Genomic DNA, 18416 nt, shown 5'->3' with positions numbered 1-18416 from the left:
CCTGACGAGGCGGCGACCTTCAGGATGGCTGCTATGACGAGCGACGTCGCCGTGCACACCGACAGCCTGACGAAGTTCTACGGTCAGCGACGAGGCATCGAGAACCTCGACCTGGACGTGGCGACCGGTGAGGTGATGGGATTCCTCGGCCCGAACGGCGCGGGCAAGACGACCACGATCCGGCTGCTGCTGGACTTCCTGCGCCCGACTCGCGGACACGCCACCGTGCTCGGCCGCGACCCGCGCCGGGACAAGGCCGCCCTGCACGCCGTGATCGGCTACCTGCCCGGCGAGCTGGCGTTCCCGGGTCGTGGCCGGGCCGATGACCTGTTGCGGTTCTTCGCCGACGCCCGCGGCGGCGTGCCGTGGCCCCGGGTGACCGATCTCGCTGACCGCCTCGAACTGGACCTGGCCCGGCCGGTGCACACCATGAGCAAGGGCAACAAGCAGAAGGTCGGCCTGGTGCAGGCGTTCATGCACGAGCCCGCGCTGCTCGTCCTCGACGAACCCACCAGCGGCCTGGACCCGCTCATGCAGCAGGAGTTCCTGGGCATGGTCCGCGACGCCCGCGCCGCCGGCCAGACGGTGTTCATGTCCTCCCATGTGCTGGCGGAGGTGCAACAGGTCGCCGACCGGGTCGCCATCGTCCGCGACGGCAGGCTCGCCGCGGTCGAACGGGTCGAGTCGCTCGGCAGACGCGCCGTGCGCACCGTCGAGATCCACTTCGCAGACCCGGTCGACGCCGCCGAGTTCGACACACTGCCCGGCGTCAGCGACGTGGTCGTGGCCGGACCGGTCCTCAAGTGCACTGTCGACGGCCGTCTCGATCAACTTGTCAAGGCCGCGGCCAGGCACGAGGTCATCGACCTGCTGTCCACCGAACCCGACCTCGAAGAGACGTTCCTGTCGTTCTACTACCACACCGAACTCACCTCGGATGGAGCCGGCAATGCTGCCCGCACTGGTGCGTAAGACCTGGCGCGACGACCGGCGGGCGCTCATCGGCTGGACCGCCGGCGTCGCCGCGTTCACCACCGTCTACACCGCCTTCTACGCGAGCTTCCAGGGCGCCGCCCAGCTCAAACAGGACGCGCTGCCCGAGGGGATGCTCGACTTCCTCGGCATCGCCGACATGGCCTCCCCCGCCGGCTACCTCCAGGCGACCGTCTTCAGCCTGATCGGCCCGCTGCTGGTCCTCATGTGCGCCGTCACGCTCACCGCCCGCACGATCGCCCGTCCCGAGGAGGACGGCGGGATGGAACTCCTGCTGGCCGTGCCGCTGTCCCGGGAAGCGTTCGCGTGGCAACGGCTCGCAGCTGCCGGGAGCGCCATCACCGCTGTCGCTGCCATGCCCTGGCTCGTGCTGCTCGTGGTCGTGCCTGCCATCGGCATGGAGATCCCACTGTCGAACGTCTCCGCCGCGTCGGTGGCCCTCGTCGCGCTCGCCTGGTGCTTCACCGGCATCGCGTTCCTCACCGGCGCCGCCACCGGCAGACGCGGCACCGTCCTGGCCGTCGTCGGGGCCCTGGCCGTCAGCATGTACATCGCCAACGCGATCGGCGGCATGCTGGACGGCTGGCGCTGGCTGCGCTGGTTCTCACCGTTCCACTACTTCATCGGCACCGACCCGCTGCACACCGGCTGGCATGTCACCGAACTGCTCGTGCTCGTCGCCGTCGGCGCCGTCACCGCCTTGATCGGTGTGTTCCTCTTCGACCGCCGCGACGTCGGTGTCTGAACACGCCCAGGACTCGCTGGCCCGCGCCGTCGACGAGGTGCTGCTGATCCCGGACGGCCGGGTCCGGCGCCGGGCCGCGACCGAACTCGGCGCCCGCAGCGCCGATGCCGGTCGGGAGCTGCACGACCTGGTCACCGGAATCCTGCGCACCGCAGGTGTCCGCTGGCACTCGACGCCACCCGAACCCGCCGACACCGCGGCGACCGTCCACGCCCGTGCCGCCGCGCACATCGCCATCACGAACGACGTCCTCGCCGCGGCGATCGACGGGTACGCCGGGCAGGCCCACGCCGAACTCACCCGCAACGACACCGAACGCACGGCCTTCGTCAACGATCTGCTCACCGGCCGCGCCGACCCCGGGGTCCTCGCCGAACGCGCCCAGCGTTACGGCATCCGGCTCTCCGCCGGCCACCTCGTGCTCGTGGCCCGCGCCGCAGTGTTCACGGCCGGTGCCGTGCAACGCATCGACACCGCGCTCGCCGCCAGGTTCGGCGACGCCAACACGCTCGCGACCCTCCGCGGCGGCGAACTCGTCTGCATCACGGCAGCCGGGCTCCGTGGCGTCACCGCCGAACTCGCCCACCTGCTGCTCACCGAACTCGGCCCCGGCACCTGGCAACTCGCCGCCGGCCGCCCCCATCCCGGCCTGCACGGCCTCGCCGCTTCGCTCGACGAGGCCCGCAACACCCTCGACCACGCCGCCAAACTCGGCTTCACCGCACCGGTGCTCAACGCCGCCGACCTGCTCGTGTTCCCCGTGCTCCTCCGCGACCGGGACGCCATCACCGACCTCGTCACCACCGTGCTCGGCCCCCTCACCACCGCCCGCGGCGGCGCCCAGCCCTACCTCGACACCCTCACCGTCCTGTTCGACAACCAGGGCAACCACACCGCCACCGCCCGCCGCATGCACCTGTCCGTCCGGGCCGTCACCTATCGCCTCGACCGCATCCGCGCCCTCACCGGCTACCACCCCGGCGAACCCACCCAGCAGTTCACCCTCCACGCCGCCGTTCTCGGCGCCCGCCTCCTCAGCTGGCCCGGCAGTACCGAATGAGGCCCTTGCCGCTCGTGCCGAAGGGTTGCAGGCGACTGGCAGTTGAACGGTCATCACCTCGTAAGGTTCGGCCGGCACTGTGGGTCTTATGGTCGCGGTATGCGCCGTGCCGTTGTCGTGCTGATGCTCGCCGTGCTGACGGTCGGGGCATGCACCCGCACCGCCGGCGAACCGGGCGGGACGGGTGCGCCCACTGCGACCGCGTCATCGCGGGCAGGTGTGCCCGGCAGGCTCGACTTCATTGCCACGACTCTTGACGGTGCGGCGTTCGACGGGGCGTCGCTGGCCGGGAAGCCGGCCGTGCTGTGGTTCTGGGCGCCGTGGTGCCCGACGTGCGCCGGTCAGGCCCGGGGCGTCAAGACGACGGCAGAGCAACTGGCAGGCAAGGTCACGGTCGTCGGTGTCGGCGGCCTCGACAAGACCCCGGCGATGCGGACGTTCGTCGGTCAGTGGCACCTCGAGGCTGTGCCGCACCTGGCCGATGAGGCGGGCATCGTGTGGAAACGGTTCGGGGTGACCGCGCAGAGCACGTTCGTGTTCCTCGACGCTTCCGGCGCGGTCGTCTACCAGGGGGCGCTCAGCGGCGATGACCTGCCCGGTCTCGCCGGGCGGCTCGCCTGACGTGTCCGACCTCGGGCTCGCGCTCGGCGCCGGGCTGCTCGCCGCGGTCAATCCGTGCGGGTTCGCGCTGCTGCCCGTGTACCTGATGGTCCTGGTCCTCGGCGACGACACCCCGTCCAGGTCGTTGGCGGTCCGCCGGGCGCTGACCGCGACCGGCGCGATGACCGCCGGGTTCGTCGCAGTGTTCGGCACGGCCGGGTTGCTGCTGGCCCCGGTCATCGGCGCGGTCCATCAGGTGCTGCCGTGGTTCACCACCGGGTTCGGGCTGCTCGTCGCCGGTGTCGGCGGGTGGGTGGTCGCGGGCCGGGCGCTGCCCTCGTTCGTCCGGCCGCCCGCCCGCGGGCCCGCGGTCCGCCGGAGCCCGGTGTCGATGATCGCCTTCGGGATGGCGTACGCGGCGTCGTCGCTGTCCTGCACCATCGCGCCGTTCCTGGCGATCGTGGTCTCGTCGTTCCGGGCCGGTTCCGTGCTCGACGGCGTCGGGCTGTTCGTGGCGTACGCGGCCGGGATGGGGCTGCTCGTCGGGCTGGCCGCGCTCGGCGTCGCGCTGAGCCGACCCCGGGCGCTGACCGGCCTGCGCCGTTTCGGTCCGGCACTGTCCAGGGCCGGTGGTGTGGTGCTGCTGCTCGCCGGTGGATACGTCGCCTACTACGGGTTCACCGAGGCCCGTGGCGACGTCGACGACCCGGTGATCGGCGCGGCGGCCAATCTGCAACGACACCTCGCCACCGCAGTCGAACACGTCGGGGTCCCTGCCTTCGCCGCCCTCTTCGGCGTGTTGCTCGCCATCGTGGTCCTCGTCACCGTGCTACGCGGAAGGAGCGCTCGGCGGCGAGCCGGACCGACCTGACCGCCGCCGTTCTACCTGAGCCTGCGGGTTGCCCGCCACGTCAGCGGGATCGGCCATGCGGCGAGGCAGGCCAGGCCGCCGATCAGGTCAACTGGATCGGGGCCCGGCCACGACCGCACGATCCAGGACGTCGGCAGCGGCGCGAGCAGCCACCCTCCCGCCCCGGTGAGCCACCATGCCGCTACCGGCAGGTAGACGGGCAGCGGCGAGGATCTTGTCGGCGGTGGCGCCCTGCACGCGGCTGCTGGCGACGGCGAGCGTCGCGACGGTCATCAGCGGTCCGAGGAGGACTGCGAGCAGGAGTGCGCCGGTCGCCGAGGCGGGGACGAGGCCGGACAGCGGTGCCGCGACCGCGAGCCCGGCGGCGCTGAGGACGGTGACAGCCGTCAGCCGGTACGCGACGTAGCGCGGCATGCCGAGCGGTGAGGTGCGCACGACGGCGAGGGTGCCGCTCTCGAGGTCGTCCAGCACGATCAGGGCGCCGGTCATGCCGAAGGAGACCGGGACGTGCACGGCGACGGCGAGGATCACCAGGGGCGTTTCGTAGGGGTCAGGTCCAGGCCGCGCGTCTGCAGCAGCCACTCGGCTAGGGGCGGGTAGCCGAAGCGCAGCGCGAGGGCGAGCAGCAGGGGGCTCAGCGCCACCATGGCCAGCATCGTGTCGCGGGTGATGTTGCGCAGGTCCGCGCGGGGGAACACCAGCCAGCGTGGCCGGGCGGGCAGCGTCCGGACGTGTGTGACGGCCGGCGAGCAGGACCGGCACCGCACTGAGAGCGGAGAGCCCGGCGAGCGGGGCCAGCCGCGCCGTGACCCGTTCCCATGGTCGCGCCGGGCTGACCCCGAGCGCCGCGGTGGCGCCGGTGGCCCGGTCGGTGACGGTCAGCGCGCCGACGAACAGCGTGCCGACCGTCATGATCTCCAGGAACAGCAGGTACGGCGAGGCGACCCGCGCGGCGCCCGCCGGCAGCACGGCGAGGAGCACGGACCAGGCTGCGGCGAGCCCGAGGACCGCTGCCGGGATCCGCTGCCGCCACTGCAGACGCAGCTCAAGGACGAGCAGGGCGCTCAACCGCTGCCGGGTCACGGCGTCGTTCCGGCCGGTGTGTGGTTGGTGACGGCGATGAAGACGTCGGCGAGCGCGGCCTCGCGGGTGTGCACGGTCTGCACCCGGCCGGTGGCGAGCAGGGCCAGCAGGCCGGGATCGTCGGCAGCACGGGCGGTGGCGTGGGGGCGTCCAGCGAGGGTGGCTGCGGCGCGGGTGAGGTTGTGCGCGATAGCGACGCAGGTCAGCCAGGCGTTGTTGGCGTTGAACCGGCCCGAGGGCAGGTGGGCGAGGGGGCCGTCGATGAGTTCGGCGAAGACCTGTTCGATGATGGCGTGGCCGCGGTGTTGGGCTTCGGCTTGGACGAGGATGTATGGGCTGTCGGTGAACGCGGCGTGGTAACGCCACACGGTGAACAGTGCGCCTTGGTTGTCCACTGTGGATTTGTTCAGGTCGGGGACGCGGCGCACGATGAGCCGGGCAGTGACCTCGTGGCGGGTGCCTTCAAACGCGGTGTAGGTCGTCTCGGCGATCTGTGCGCGGGAGATGAACCGTTGCTGCTCGTCGTCCCAGACCGGTTGTGGGTAACGAATTTCGGTCCAGGCGTCCTCGCCGATCGTGGCGATCGCCCGGCGGACCTTGGCGTCGATGCGGACGGTGATCGAAAAACGCACCCGGGTTCGGCGGCAGGCGGTGACGACCGTGCGGGAGTAGAACGCTGAGTCCGCTCGCAGGACGATCTCACCGGCTGGTGCTGTCGTCGACGCTGTCGTGGCGGCTGCGGGCCGGGCTGCCTGGGCTGCCAGGACGGCTTTGGTCGTGGCGACGGCCTCGGCGACGAGTGCTGCCGCGCCCCGGGCTGAGCCCGCGTTCCCGGCGCGCAGCTGGGTCGCGGCGATCACCGGCGCCGCGTCCGCGGTGCTGATCGTGGCGATGAGCGGGTTCAGACCACGCAGCAGAACCTGATAGCCGCCGACCTTGGCGTGACCGAACGCAGCACCCTGCTTCTGTTTGCCGTAGACCCGGCGCAGCAGCGAGTCGACGTCGACGAACGTGACCGACCCGGCACCGGGCAGCAACGGCGCCTGCCCGGCCAGCCGGACCAGGAACTGCCGCGAGGCGGCCTGCAACTGCCGGACGTGGCCGTGGGTGAACGTCCGCAGGAACGAGCCCAGCGTCGACGGTGCGTACACGCTGTCGAACAGAGCCGGCATGCCGCCGTGGCGCAGTACGTTCAGGTCGTCGATCGAGTCGGCGCCGGTCACCATGCCCGCCACGATCGTGGTGACCTTTCCCGACGCGTTGGACCCCTTGTCCGTGGGCACCCGCAGCCGAGCATCGACGACCCCATGCAGGTCACACCGCTGCGCGAGCGCCAGGACCGGCGCCAGCCCGGCACACGACACCAGATTCGGATCATCAAACGATGCGCGCAGCCGTGCCGCGCCGTGCGATATTCTCACCCGGACGGTGCCCTCTCGAACTGAACGATAGATGCCTCAAGAACCTCTATCTTTCCAGCTCGCGGGGGCATTGTCGCGTCCGAGACGTCCCCGCCACATCAATCTCATCGGTGGATCAGGGCTTAGCATTCGAGGGGTTCTCGCCAGTTGGTACGGCAAGGCTGGCGACTTGGCCGCGGCCGTAACCGCCTTCGAGGAACTCCTAATTGATAACCTACGGCTCCTCGGACCAGATCATGCCGACACATTCACCACGCGCGGCCATCTGGCGCGCTGGCGCGGCGAGGCCGGCGACCCCGAACGCGCCGCCGCCGAGACCGAGCGCCTCGTTGCTGACCTAATCCGAACGCTCGGTCCCCTCCACCCACACACAATGACCACTCGCAGCAACCTCGCCACCTGGCTCGGCAAGGCTGGAAATCCGACAAGTGCAGTCAGCCTACTGAAACAACTTGTTGCCGACCGAACTCGCGCCCTCGGTGCGAACCATCCTGAGACCCAAGCAACTCGCCGAAAACTGACCTTCTGGCGACGCGAACAGTTCGAGCAGACAGCGCGCGACGACAGGCTGTAGTAGCGGCGTTGCTACGCCGGCCGAATTCACCCAGATCAACAGGGTCGCCGGCACTATCAGCAACAACAGCGGTGGCGCACCGTTCGCGACCCCATGATGCCGCTCGGCCCCAATCCGGCTAGGGCCGGCATTCAACCGGCGCAGCTGTTGCCGGCTTCGGTGTGCGTGCATGAGTCGTTGCCGTTGCCGCCGTACACGGTGTCGGTGCCGTCGCCGGCGTCGATGGTGTCGTTGCCGTTGCCGCCGTAGACGAGGTCGTTCCCGGCGCCGGCGGTGATGGTGTCGTTGCCGTTGTCGCCGTAGATCGTGTCGTTGCCGGCCCCGCCGGTCAGGACGTCGTTGCCGTTGCCGCCGATGAGAGTGGAGCCGCCGGGTCCGGCGGTGATGGTGTCGTTGCCGTTGCCGCCGTCGAGGGTGTCGGCGCCGGAGCCGCCGTAGATGACGTCGTCGCCGTTGCCGCCGTTGACGTGGTCGTCGCCGCCGAGGGCGCAGATCACGTCGTTGCCATCGGTCCCGGTGATGGTGTCGTTGCCAGCGGTGCCGACGAGCGTGCAGCCGTGCGCGTTGGTGACGGTCACCGTCGCGCTGGCGCTGTTGTCCGCCGGCACCGGGTCGACCTCGGTGGCGGTACCGGTCGCAGCGGTCGCGACGGTCCCGACGGCGTTGGGCTCGACGGTGAGCACTGCGGTCGCCCGGACGGTCGCGCTGAGGGTGCCGAAGTCGCACCGCACTGTCCCGCCGGAGACGGTGCACGGGCCGGCCGAGGCGAGCACGCTGGCGGCGGGGCCGGTCTCGATGGTGATCGCGGTGTTCGTGGCTGGGCTGGGGCCGTTGTTGATCACCGTCACGGTCACCGTGTACGCGTCGCCGAGGGCGACTGACGGCGTCGACGTGTCGACGGTGGTGGCCAGATCCGCCTGCGGGTCGTAGGTGTACAGATCACCCGGCGACAGCGTGCTGGCGCCGGCCGGTGTCGTGACCCGGAGGTGGACCATTCCTGGGCTTCCCGCGGGTGCTGTCGCGGTGATCGTGGTGTCGCTGACGACGGTGAATGCCGCGGCGGGGACGGCGCCGAAACTCACCCCGGTGGCCGCGGCGAGGTGTGTGCCGGTGAAGGTGACGGTTGTGCCGCCGCCGGCCGGGCCGTGCGCCGGGCTGATCGCGGTGATCGTCGGTGGGAGGGCCACGGGCGGGGACGGGTCGGAGGTCCCGGCGCCGTTGATGGCTGTGACGGTGAAGGTGTAATTCACGCCGTTGGTCAGCCCGGTGATGGTGCAGGTCAGGTTGTCGGCTCCGTCGGCCGAGCAGGATTGGCCGCCCGGTGTTGCGACGACTGAGTACCCGAGGATCGGGCTGCCGCCGTCGAACGGCCGCAGCCAGGTGACGGTCGCGCTGTGATCGCCCGGCACGACGGCCATGACGGCAGGGCTGTCCGGCAGCGCGTTGCGGACCGTGATGGTGAACGTGGCCCGTCCGGTGTTGCCGGCACTGTCCGTCGAGGTGCAGGTGACGACGGTGACACCGATCGGGAACACTCCCCCGGACGCGCGGTCGCAGGACACCGGGGTACTGCCGTCGGCGGCGTCGGTCGCCGTCGGCGTCGGATAGTTCACCACAGCGCCGGCCGCGCTGGTGGCGGTCGTCGTGATGTCCGCCGGGACCTGCAGGTGCGGTGCCCCCGTATCGATCCGGACACGCAGGATGTCGCTGGGGTCGCCGGCGGTGCCGGACTGATCCACGGCGGAGACGAAGTACGACCGGCTGCCCTCCGCGGCCGAGGTGTCGGTGTACGACGGCGCCGCTGTGGTGGCGATGAGCGCGCAGTCGCGGTACACGTTGTACGAGACCGCGCCGGGCACGGCCGCCCACGTCAGCGCGGCGGTGGCGCTCGCCGCACCGGCGGCGGTCACCTGCGGACGGCCCGGCAGTTGCTGCACCGGTATCGGGCGCAGCACCACCGTCGTCTCGCCCGTCACGGTCAGCGGCGCTCGCAGCGAGAGGTAGCCGCCGCCGGACAACGACGCGATGAGCCCCCCGTTGTTGTTGCTGCAGGTGGTGTACGCCGCCCCGACGACGGTCGCGGCGTCGGTGAAGCAGCCGGTCGCTCCTCGCCCGCTGATGACCTGCACGATGCTGGTACCGGGGTCGCCGGGGTACAGCGACGTCGTGCCCTGCAAGGCGTTGCCGGTGACGCTGATGTACGGCGTGGGCCGGCCGGCCGCGTCGAGGACGACGGCGTGGACGGCGACGATGTCGAGTACTACGTCGCGGTGCAGGTCGCCGCCGGTGAGGTCCAGTGTCAGGTTGGTCGTCGGCTGCTGGAGCGTGAAGTTCGCGATCCTGGTCTGGCCGGTGGTCTCGCCGTTCAGGCCGATCGCGTAGCGGCCGGGCTGGGCCGCGACGGCGAACGCCCCGTCGTTGCCGGTCGCCGCGGAGACCCGGTTGCCGAACGCGTCGGTGAGCGACACGACGATGCCGGGCAGTCGGCGCCCGCTGCTGTCGGTGACCGTGCCGGAGAAGGTGTGCGCAGGGGCCGGGCTGTGCGGCAGCGTGATGTCCATCTCGGCGGTGACGATGACGTCGGTACCGGCGCAGACCTCGCCGCCAGGGTTCTGGAAGGCGCAGATGCCGCCGCTGCCGAGGCTCGCGTTGCCGCTGTATTTGGCGCCCAGGACCGTGTTGAACGTGTAGACGGGGCCGTTGCCGGAGACACCGCCGAAGACCTGCAGCACCTCGGTGCCCGGGTCGCCCGGATACAGCGAGCGACGTGGTGCCGGCCTGTGCGTTGCCGGACGCGGCATACGCCCCTCGCAACGGGTAGCCCTGGGCGTTGTACGGGGCCGCGTGGACCGGCACGACCCACAGCGTCAGGTCCTTGGTGAGGTCACCGGTGGTCAGGTCCAGGGTCGGACTCGTGATCGGCTGACGCAGGTACAGGCTCGAAATGCCGCTGACCCGGTTGCCGTTGTTGCTCAGCCCGAGCGCGTAGGTGCCGGGGCGCACGTCGACGGTGAAGCGCCCGGTGCCGTCCGTGAGGCCTCCGGCCGAGTTGTTGAACCGGTCGGTGAGCGACACCTGCACACCGACCTGCGGACGGCCCTGCTGGTCGGCGAGGACGCCGGAGAACGTGTGCGGAGGCGGCGGGGCGTGCGGCACGCTCACCGTCGTCTCCCCGGTGACGGTGAAACCGGAGTCGATGCAGACGTTGCCGCTGTTGAGGCTCGCGCAGAAGCTGTTGTTGTTCGCGGTGTACACCGCACCGACGACCGTGTTGAACGTGACGCCGTTGACGCCCCCGCCGTTGGCAGCACTCAGGATCTGCACGATCGCCGTACCCGGATCCCCGGGATACAGCGAGGTCGTACCGCCGACGGCGTTCGCGGACACGTTGTAGTTGCTGTATGCGTAGCCCTGCGGGTTGAACGCCGTGGCGTGGATCGCCACCACGTCAAGGCGCAGATCGCGAACCACGTCACCGGACGTGAGGTCGATGCCGGGCGTGCCAGGAGACTGCCGCACCAGGAAGGACACCATGCCGTCCTGCCGACCATAGTTCGCGTCCAGCGTCAGCGCATACCGGCCCGGCACGATCGAGACGCTGTATCGGCCGAGGCTGTCGGTGACGCTCGACGCGGAGTGGCCCGCCTGATCGGCGAGCGAGACCGACACCCCCGCCAGCCTGACGCCCTTCGTGTCGGCCAGGGTGCCCACCAGGGCGCGGCTGGTGCCGGCGAGCTGGACGTCGGCGACCCGGTCCTCGGTGACGTCCAGACCGGCCACGGTGGCGGCGACCAGCCCTGAACTGGCCGGCTCCGGCACAGCGCCTGCAGGACCTGAACGGCGACGCCGCACACCCCTTCTCTTGCGCGAGAAGGGGTGTGCGGCGTCCACTGCGAGCGTGGCGGTGTGCCGGCAATGGGCCGATGCGAGACCGCTCAGGTGCAGGCGGGAGTGTCCGGCTTCGGGAACTGTTCGTCGACGGACGTGACCTGCCAGCCGCCCTCGGGCTTGAGCTGCATGCCGACGACGAAGCCCGCCGGCTCGCCGCCGATGACGCCACGGAAGACGGCCTGACAGGCGCCGCCGCTCGTCATCCACAGCGCGTTGACGAACGTGAGCGACGCGACCAGCACCCGCTTACCGCCGTAGCGCTTGAGCTGCGCGTCGAGCATCGCCCTCTCGCCGGTGGTGGCACCGCGACCGTACGGCTCGGCCAGCTCGGTGAGGGCGTCCCGGTCGTTGTCCGACAGGGCCTGCAGGTAGCTGCTGACGGTCGCCAGGGCTGTCGCGTTGCGCGGCCCGCCGCGGCCCAGCGTCACGTACAGCAGCACGCCGGCCGCCGCGATGACCAGCACCGCGGCGACCGTCAACAACCGTGCTCGCATCACGAGGTCTCAGGTCCTGTGCGCATACAACTGATACGTCCAAGTCTGGTAGCTGAGAATGTAGTTCAGCGAACGGTTGACGTAGTCGTAGTGGTTGCTGCTGTGCTGGGTCATGTACTGGTCGCCCAGGCCGAGCACCGGGTCGATGTAGATGTCGGTGCAGATCTGGGTGTGGTCGAGGATGTCGTCGGGCGGGTTGCCCTTCGGCCAGTTCCATTGGAGCACGTCGGACGGCACCATCCAATCGAGCTCACTGAGGATGTAGGTCCGGCCGGAGCCCGTGGCGAACCAGTACCAGTTCTCGGCGCCGCCCCAGGAGTAGGTCGTCGTCCAGGTGTAGGAGCCCCGGAACCACTGTGAGTTGCTCGTCCGGTCCTGGCCGGGCCAGCTGCCGGTGTGCTGCCAGAAGCCATAGTTCATGCACTCGGAAATGAACGCCGTGCAGTCGTCGCTGTAGTACAGGGCGCTCGGATCGTAGTTCAGGCCGTACCTGATCGCGTACTCGATCATCCGGCTGTAGTCGTACGCCACCTGGAGGTTCGCGCTCGTCCGGTCGCCGAATGTTCGCCCAGCAACCACTTTCGGGCCGCGCGGCGGCTCGCCCGTGCCCGGCTTGATGCCGCTGCCCTTGGCGGGGCCGGGACCCCGGAACTTCGCCGGCACGGCGTCGAGGAACTGGGTCTCGGGCAGGTCGCGGTAGTCGCTGGAGATGAACTGAGCGCTGTCCAGCCGAAGGACCCCGCCGTCGCGGACGAACTGCACGTCGTGCTCGACGGTGTATGCGGTGAACTTCCCGCCGCACGCGCGGGGGCTCACGAAGTACAGCGTGGTCTCCTCCCGAACCCGCGCAAGCGGCCGCGCCGCGTCACCGCTCACCGACAGCACCGTGGTTTTGGTCTGCGACCGTTCGTAGCCGCCGAACCGTCCGAAGACCGCGCGCCGGGATTTCAGCTGCTCGTGGTCGGACCGCTGCCGCTGCGTGAACGAACGCGTCGACGGCACGAGGAGATCCACCGGCCCCGCCGACACGCCTCCGTGCGTCACCCGGAGCGCGCGCCCCGAGAAGTACTCCTGGACGAGCCCTTCGATGGCCGCCAGGTCGTCAGCGGCGGGAGCCGCCAGCGCGATGCCGGGCATCGCCGCGACCGCACCACCGAGCGCGATGCCGCTCATCAACGTACGCCGTTTCATGCTTCCCCGTTTCGTCGTGTCCCCCGGCACACTCTGTGCACACGGAAGCTATCAACGGCGAGGAGTCAGCGTGGGGACACATTCGCATGTGTGAGTATGGTGCGGGGCGATTTGGTTAGAGCGGTGCGGGGCATGAGCAGCACCTCTCATAAAGATCAGCAGTATTCGCGGCGGTCGTGGTCGTCGGGCCCGTACGGTCATCTCCTGACGTTGAGTGACTCTGCAGGGTAAGCAACGTGCGACCGGAATCGAACTTGTCGGCCAGGAACGCCGGCGAACCGGGCCTGTTTCGCGGCGACGGCTGCCGTGCTGCAGCCGTGCGCACCGACCGCAGCGCGGCACGGGCGCGACGCCGGGGCGTCAGGATGCTGTGGGTCAAAGACTTACCATTACAGGATGCGCAGGGCCTCCTCAAGGCCATGACTCAATCCGACACAGCAGCAGCCTCTACACAACCAGAGCGGTTCAATCCAGCCACTTGAAGGAACCGCTATTCGTCGATAGGTTAGTACGCATGCATCCCTGTTTCTTGCACGGGTGCTATGGGTGGGGGTTCACATCCCCCCTTCGACACCAACCATCTCCCAACGGCTCATGCCCGGTTGCATCTGGGCGTGGGCCGTTTGTGTATCCGGGTGGAAGGTCAACCTAAGGCCGAGTTCGCGGTAGACCTCAAGCCTCTCCTCCGGGTGTGCGGCTCGTAAATTGGGTTTGGCTTACGCTGCCTGCGAGTATTCGTTGATCAGCCCGCCCAGGATCGGGCGTCGTCGGACCCGCGCGGCGCCGAGATCGGCGACCGGTGGTGGTGGATTCGGCGGTTGCTGGTCCAGTGACCGGTGTGGGCGGTGGCGGTTGTAGTGCTCGGTGTACTCGGTCAGCGCCCTCAAGAGATGCCGTTCGTCAGCTATCAGGATCCGGTCGGTGCATTCACGGCGGACGGTGCCGACCCAGCGCTCTGCGAAGGCGTTCGCCTTCGGTGCCTGTGGCGGTGTGCGCAGCACGTCGATGCCGGCGGCGGTGAAGACCGTGTCGAACGCGGCGGTGACCTTCGTGTCTCGGTCTCGTAGCAGGAAGCGCAGCCTGCTGGCGTGCTGGTCGAGGTTCATGAGCAGGTTCCGGGCCTGTTGCGTGACCCAGGCGCTGGTCGGGTGGGCGGTGACGCCGGCGATGTGAACCTGTCGGGTGGCGAGTTCGATGAAGAACAGTACATAGATCCGTTTCAGCAGCACGGTGTCGACAGTGAAGAAGTCGCAGGCCAGGATTGTGTGGGCCTGGGTGGTGAGGAACTGCTGCCAGGTTGGTCCGGTCCGGCGTGGTGCCGGGTCGACGCCGGCCTGGTGCAGGATCTTCCAGACCGTGCTGGCCGCGATCTGGCAGCCCAGACGCGCCAGCTCACCCTGCACGCGGCGATGGCCCCGGGTCGGGTTCTCCGCGGCCAGACGCAGCACCAGCTCACGGAGTTCCCGATCGACTGGTGGCCGGCCGGGACGCGCGTGCAGATACGTCCAGTGCCGGGCGATCAGCTGCCGATGCCAGCGCAGCAGCGCGGCCGGGGTGACGAAGAACGCCGACCATTGTGGTCGGGGCAGTAGTCGGGACAGCGCCGTCAGCACCACCCGGTCCGCGGGCTGCAGGTCGGGGCGGTGCACCTGCCGGCGAAGTACCGCCACCTGATGCCGCAACACAAGGAGTTCGACATCTTTCGCGCCGCCGTCCCGGGCGAGCTGCGTCAGCAGCTGCAGGATCTGACGTAGGAGCAGGTACATCAGCGAGGCTGCCACGCCCTGGATCATCCCCGCTACCCGGTAGCTGAGCCACGGACAAATCCGCACGTCACAGCCACCGAACCGAATTTACGAGCCGCACCCGCAGGACGGCTCGGCCTGGTCAACGCCGCGACTCCCGGCCCGCGCCCGGGCGGCGGGCCTGGGCACGTTCAAGGTGTCAGGGAGACCGAGTGAGTTCGGCACGGTTCACGCATTTCGTGTGGCGCGCCGTGGCCTCCGCCATACGCTGTCGGCGTGGGGTACTGGGGCAAACGCGACGACATGATCGTGCACGACGTGGAACCGTACAACGCCGAACCTCCGTGCGCCATGCTCGACGGTCGTTCGCTAACCCCGCTGGACACCTTCTACAGCCGCAATCACGGTCCGGTGCAGCAGATCGATCCGGACGAGTGGCGGCTGGATGTGGACGGGCTCGTCGACACTCCCCTTACCTTGTCGCTGACCGAGCTTCGTAACCGGTTCGCCAGCCGCACGGTGGTGGCCACGCTGCAGTGCGCGGGCAACCGGCGCGTCGAGTTGGCCGCGTTCCGCCCGATCCCCGGCCAAACCCCCTGGGGATCAGCCGCGATCTCCACGGCCCAGTGGACCGGCGCCGCGCTGGCCGACGTGCTCGCCGCCGCCGGCTTGCGCCTGGACGCGCAGCACATCGCGTTCGCCGCCTCCGACGTGTCGCACGTTCCCGACCCGCCACAGCCGTTCGGTGCGTCTATCCCGGTCGCCAAGGCGCTCGCCGACGAGGTACTGCTGGCCTGGGAGATGAACGGGGTGCCGCTGCCCGCCGTGCACGGAGCGCCGGTCCGAGTCGTGGTGCCCGGCTACATCGGCGCCCGCAGCGTCAAGTGGGTGCGACGCCTCACCGCGCAGGAACATCCGTCCGACAACTACTTCCAGGCCAAGGACTACCTGCTCCTGCCCGCCGATGCCGATCCGGCCGCGGCGGCGTCGGGACAGGGGCTGTCCCTCGGCGTAGCCGCCCTCAACGCGGCCATCCTGCGTCCCAGCGACCGCCAAACGCTGCCGGCCGGCCCGATTCAGGTGAGCGGGTACGCGTCCGCCGGCGACAATCGGGGCGTCGCACGGCTCGACGTCTCCGTCGACGGCGGCCAGCATTGGTCGCAGGCGGACCTCGAACCTGCAGCCGGGCCCTGGGCCTGGCGCCTGTGGCAGGTGACCGTCAAGCTGCCCCTCGGACCCGGGGTGATCGTCGCCAGAGCATGGGACACCAGCGCCGTTGTCCAGCCCGAAAGCGCCGAACACCTGTGGAACCCATTGGGCTACATGAACACCGCCTGGGCCAGGGTACGCGTCACCGGCGGACTGTAACGACCAGGTATTGATCGCCGATGCTGATGCCTCGGCGAAGCGGAAGCTGCCGCCCGGTCTGAGGGACGAGTGGAGCGTCAACGAGGAACTCCGATACCCGTCGGACAATGTCGCGGCTCAGTCCAGTAATCGTTCCAGTCCGGAGGTAGACGGGTGAAGAGCGCAGCGGCTGCCGCCCCGTCCTCGGAGGCATGCGCCAAAGCCTATGCAGTCGATGCCGACAGAAGATTCCTCCACGAAATGGCACGCGGCGTCGCGGTCCGCGACCCTCGCCCGTCTCCTTCACCACGGGCGGCTCGACGGAGCAGACCTCTCGGCGCAGCCGGCACCGCGTGTGGAACCGGCAGCCGCTCGGCGGATCGGTCGGGCCGGGCGGCTCGCCCTCGAGCACGATGCGGTTCTTGAGCAGGCCCCCGGCGGCTGCGGTCGACGAGCGGCGACGCGGACAGCAGAGCCTGCGTGTACGGGTGGGCCGGCCGGTCGTACATCCTGGCTGTGTCGCCGACCTCCGCGATCCGGCCCAGATACATGACCGCGGTCCGTCGGCCACCTGCCGATGGTCTCCCTACGGACCACTCAGGACCTGCTGGCCGCGCGGCGGGACCTGCTGGTCCAGCGGCTCGCCGACCGCGAAACGCTGGTCAGGAAAGGCGGCGTCGAGCTTCCGCGGGTCACCATGCTGGAGACCGAGTACCTGCAGGCCATCACCGAGGCGGAGATCCGCTGGATCGACACCGTCCTCGCCGGACGCGGCGACGGTTCCATCACCTGGGACCAGCGACAGCTGCAGGGTGCGCCTCGATCGGCGGCCATCCTCGAGGGCCCCGCGTCCGTCACGAACATCAAGCGCGCCATCATCACAGACGGCGCGCCAGGTGTCGGTGCACATGAACAACCTGCGAGGCAATTTTCCTTCGCCGGCATTGTCCGGATCAGGTGAGTGGGGATCGCCGTCCAACCTCTCCGATCTTTCGGCCTCTCAGCTCCACTGGGCTAATAGCTTCGCTCTCCCGCTTGTCCCGCAGGCAGTTGCCACGGTACGCCGGAACCCGGCAGGTGCGGGGTGAGAGCTCGGGTGAAGCCTGTGGGTGCCGAAACTCGGCTAAGCCCGTGACCTGGCAATCAGTCTCTTTTCTTGATCGACCTACGCGATCGACTTGAACAGGTCAATGCTCGCCGGCCTCGGCCGCCCCTACCTCGTCCTGCGGCTTGGATCGATCGAAGCGACCGAACGGGGTGCGCCACACGCACCGCGGCTGCCAGTCGATCAGATCGTCGAACGGCCGTAGCGAGGGCAGCGGCTCGGGCTCAACTCGCCGCGATGACTTCGATGACCTCGTCGCATGGGCGGCGCTGTGGCGGCGGTACCGCGGGCGCGCTCTCGTTGACGCCGAGCCGGACTGTCAGCTGTGGGTACCCGGCTGGTGCGACCGCCCCGCGTAGTACCGTCCGCGCACCGGGGACCTCGACCACATCGCTCATCGCCGACGACGCCAGCCCGATGGTTGTGGCGGTGAGCAGGACCGCGCTGACCGCCTCCCCGGTGCGCAGCCAGTCCGCCCTGTTGTCCTGTGTGGTCGCGAACGCCAGGTAGGTCGTGTACCGGTCGTCGCCGGGCCCGGGAGCCAGGCCCGGCGTCGCGCCGGGAGCGAAGTCGCGTGCCGGCCCGGTCCGTGTCACCTTCGGGACGGCCGCCGTCGCCGGCACACCGTCGCGGGTCGCTGGGACACGACGGGTCGTCCAGGTGGCGATCTCGTCCTGGTAGCCGGCGTCGCGTTGCTCGGCTGTCGCCGCCAACCGTGCGGCGAGTGCGAGGAAGCCCACCTGCGACGGGTCGAACGCATGAGTGCTGACCCCGAACGGTTCGGTGGTGTGACGCAGCAGGTCTATCACCTCGTCCGGTAGCGGCCGGACGCCCAGGAACGGGCGTCGATCGGTGCAACGCGTGCGCAAAGCATGATGCAGGCGCATGTCTTCGGCTGTCACCTGGTGTGGGCCGGTAAGCGTCAGTCTGGCGAGCAGGTCCGGGTCGGCTGGATCATCGATCCGTTCGACGGTGGCCGCGGCCCCGAGGACGGCGAGCACGACGGTGGCATGGTGCAGAACCGCGCCGCAGCTGATGATCATCAACCGACCCTGCGGATCAGTGGCGGTCAACTGGCGGGAGCGGTCCGCGTGCAGTTCGAGGGTGTTGCCGCGGATGCGCCAACGCCACGGCTGGGAGTTCTCGATCGACGGGGCCAGACACGCCACGCGGGCCGCCTCATACAACACATCCCCGGCCGGCAACGGCGCCGGTTGCTGCATCTCACTCATGGTTGTGCCTCCGGAGGTAGCGGTGGCTGGTCGTTACCCCAAGGTCCGAACGGATGGGATCGCC

The 18416-nt window shown here is 69.6% G+C and carries 18 protein-coding genes; 9 read left to right on the top strand and 9 right to left on the bottom strand.

Annotated elements, in window-relative coordinates:
- The first annotated feature begins 33 nt into the window (after positions 1-33).
- The 5 genes from OHA72_RS27370 (at position 34) to OHA72_RS27350 (ending at position 4269) form a co-directional block, all read left to right on the top strand.
- The gene (locus OHA72_RS27370) at positions 34-972 is read left to right on the top strand and encodes an ABC transporter ATP-binding protein (RefSeq protein WP_327010664.1); all 939 of its coding nucleotides are present in this window, start codon (positions 34-36) and stop codon (positions 970-972) included.
- Positions 950-1738: an efflux permease Rv1217c-related protein gene (locus tag OHA72_RS27365; protein WP_327010663.1), complete on the top strand. Its 789-nt coding sequence runs from the start codon at positions 950-952 to the stop codon at positions 1736-1738. Before OHA72_RS27370 ends, OHA72_RS27365 begins: the two co-directional genes overlap by 23 nt.
- A complete protein-coding gene (locus tag OHA72_RS27360; RefSeq protein WP_327010662.1) occupies positions 1731-2798 on the top strand; it encodes a PucR family transcriptional regulator in 1068 nt (355 codons plus the stop codon). Before OHA72_RS27365 ends, OHA72_RS27360 begins: the two co-directional genes overlap by 8 nt.
- 99 nt (positions 2799-2897) lie before the next feature.
- Positions 2898-3419, top strand: coding sequence for a redoxin family protein (locus OHA72_RS27355; RefSeq protein WP_327010661.1), 522 nt, complete (start codon positions 2898-2900; stop codon positions 3417-3419).
- Complete coding sequence (locus OHA72_RS27350; protein ID WP_327010660.1) at positions 3385-4269, top strand: cytochrome c biogenesis CcdA family protein; 885 nt, start codon at positions 3385-3387, stop codon at positions 4267-4269. The genes OHA72_RS27355 and OHA72_RS27350 overlap by 35 nt, the downstream gene beginning before the upstream one ends.
- 87 nt (positions 4270-4356) lie before the next feature.
- Here OHA72_RS27350 and OHA72_RS27345 read toward each other — a convergent pair whose 3' ends face one another.
- The 3 genes from OHA72_RS27345 to OHA72_RS27335 all read right to left on the bottom strand — a co-directional run bounded on the left by OHA72_RS27345 (position 4357) and on the right by OHA72_RS27335 (position 6716).
- Positions 4357-4800 carry an Rv2686c family ABC transporter permease subunit gene (locus tag OHA72_RS27345; protein WP_327010659.1) on the bottom strand — a complete coding sequence of 148 codons (444 nt, stop codon included), beginning with the start codon at positions 4798-4800 and terminating at the stop codon, positions 4357-4359.
- Positions 4797-4967 (bottom strand): Rv2686c family ABC transporter permease subunit, encoded by a 171-nt coding sequence (locus OHA72_RS27340; RefSeq protein WP_327010658.1) that lies wholly within the window; start codon positions 4965-4967, stop codon positions 4797-4799. Before OHA72_RS27340 ends, OHA72_RS27345 begins: the two co-directional genes overlap by 4 nt.
- A gap of 381 nt (positions 4968-5348) precedes the next feature.
- Positions 5349-6716, bottom strand: a complete 1368-nt coding sequence (locus tag OHA72_RS27335) for an IS1380 family transposase (protein ID WP_327010657.1) — start codon at positions 6714-6716, stop codon at positions 5349-5351.
- 226 nt (positions 6717-6942) lie between these two features.
- On the opposite strand from OHA72_RS27335, the gene OHA72_RS27330 reads away from it, so the two are divergent.
- On the top strand, positions 6943-7347 hold the full coding sequence (locus OHA72_RS27330) for a tetratricopeptide repeat protein (protein ID WP_327010656.1): 405 nt from the start codon (positions 6943-6945) through the stop codon (positions 7345-7347).
- A 131-nt stretch (positions 7348-7478) separates the two neighbouring features.
- Here the strand turns inward: OHA72_RS27330 and OHA72_RS27325 are convergent, their stop codons facing one another.
- Positions 7479-10148 (bottom strand): fibronectin type III domain-containing protein, encoded by a 2670-nt coding sequence (locus OHA72_RS27325; RefSeq protein WP_327010655.1) that lies wholly within the window; start codon positions 10146-10148, stop codon positions 7479-7481.
- Between the two features lie 209 nt (positions 10149-10357).
- On the opposite strand from OHA72_RS27325, the gene OHA72_RS27320 reads away from it, so the two are divergent.
- On the top strand, positions 10358-10741 hold the full coding sequence (locus OHA72_RS27320; RefSeq protein WP_327010654.1) for a hypothetical protein: 384 nt from the start codon (positions 10358-10360) through the stop codon (positions 10739-10741).
- A gap of 541 nt (positions 10742-11282) precedes the next feature.
- Here OHA72_RS27320 and OHA72_RS27315 read toward each other — a convergent pair.
- From OHA72_RS27315 to OHA72_RS27305, 3 genes are all read right to left on the bottom strand, one after another.
- Positions 11283-11732, bottom strand: coding sequence for a hypothetical protein (locus OHA72_RS27315; RefSeq protein WP_327010653.1), 450 nt, complete (start codon positions 11730-11732; stop codon positions 11283-11285).
- Positions 11733-11741: 9 nt separating this feature from the next.
- A complete protein-coding gene (locus OHA72_RS27310) occupies positions 11742-12923 on the bottom strand; it encodes an amidase domain-containing protein (RefSeq protein ID WP_327010652.1) in 1182 nt (393 codons plus the stop codon).
- 716 nt (positions 12924-13639) lie between these two features.
- Positions 13640-14704: an integrase core domain-containing protein gene (locus tag OHA72_RS27305; RefSeq protein ID WP_327010651.1), complete on the bottom strand. Its 1065-nt coding sequence runs from the start codon at positions 14702-14704 to the stop codon at positions 13640-13642.
- Between the two features lie 267 nt (positions 14705-14971).
- Between OHA72_RS27305 and OHA72_RS27300 the strand changes: the two genes are divergently transcribed.
- Positions 14972-16036 (top strand): sulfite oxidase, encoded by a 1065-nt coding sequence (locus OHA72_RS27300; RefSeq protein WP_327010650.1) that lies wholly within the window; start codon positions 14972-14974, stop codon positions 16034-16036.
- Here OHA72_RS27300 and OHA72_RS64895 read toward each other — a convergent pair.
- Entirely contained in the window at positions 16020-16427 is a 408-nt protein-coding gene (locus tag OHA72_RS64895) for a hypothetical protein (protein WP_442788682.1), read from the bottom strand. The genes OHA72_RS27300 and OHA72_RS64895 overlap by 17 nt on opposite strands.
- 165 nt (positions 16428-16592) lie before the next feature.
- On the opposite strand from OHA72_RS64895, the gene OHA72_RS64890 reads away from it, so the two are divergent.
- On the top strand, positions 16593-16976 hold the full coding sequence (locus OHA72_RS64890) for a hypothetical protein (RefSeq protein WP_442788681.1): 384 nt from the start codon (positions 16593-16595) through the stop codon (positions 16974-16976).
- Positions 16977-17344: 368 nt separating this feature from the next.
- On the opposite strand, the gene OHA72_RS27285 is transcribed toward OHA72_RS64890, so the two are convergent.
- A complete protein-coding gene (locus OHA72_RS27285; RefSeq protein ID WP_327010648.1) occupies positions 17345-18352 on the bottom strand; it encodes an Acg family FMN-binding oxidoreductase in 1008 nt (335 codons plus the stop codon).
- Between the last annotated feature and the right edge of the window lie 64 nt (positions 18353-18416).

The organism is Dactylosporangium sp. NBC_01737 (genome assembly GCF_035963215.1).
Taxonomy (GTDB): domain Bacteria; phylum Actinomycetota; class Actinomycetes; order Mycobacteriales; family Micromonosporaceae; genus Dactylosporangium.
Note: the sequence above shows the minus strand (reverse complement) of the source record. Positions and strands in the feature narration are given on the sequence as shown.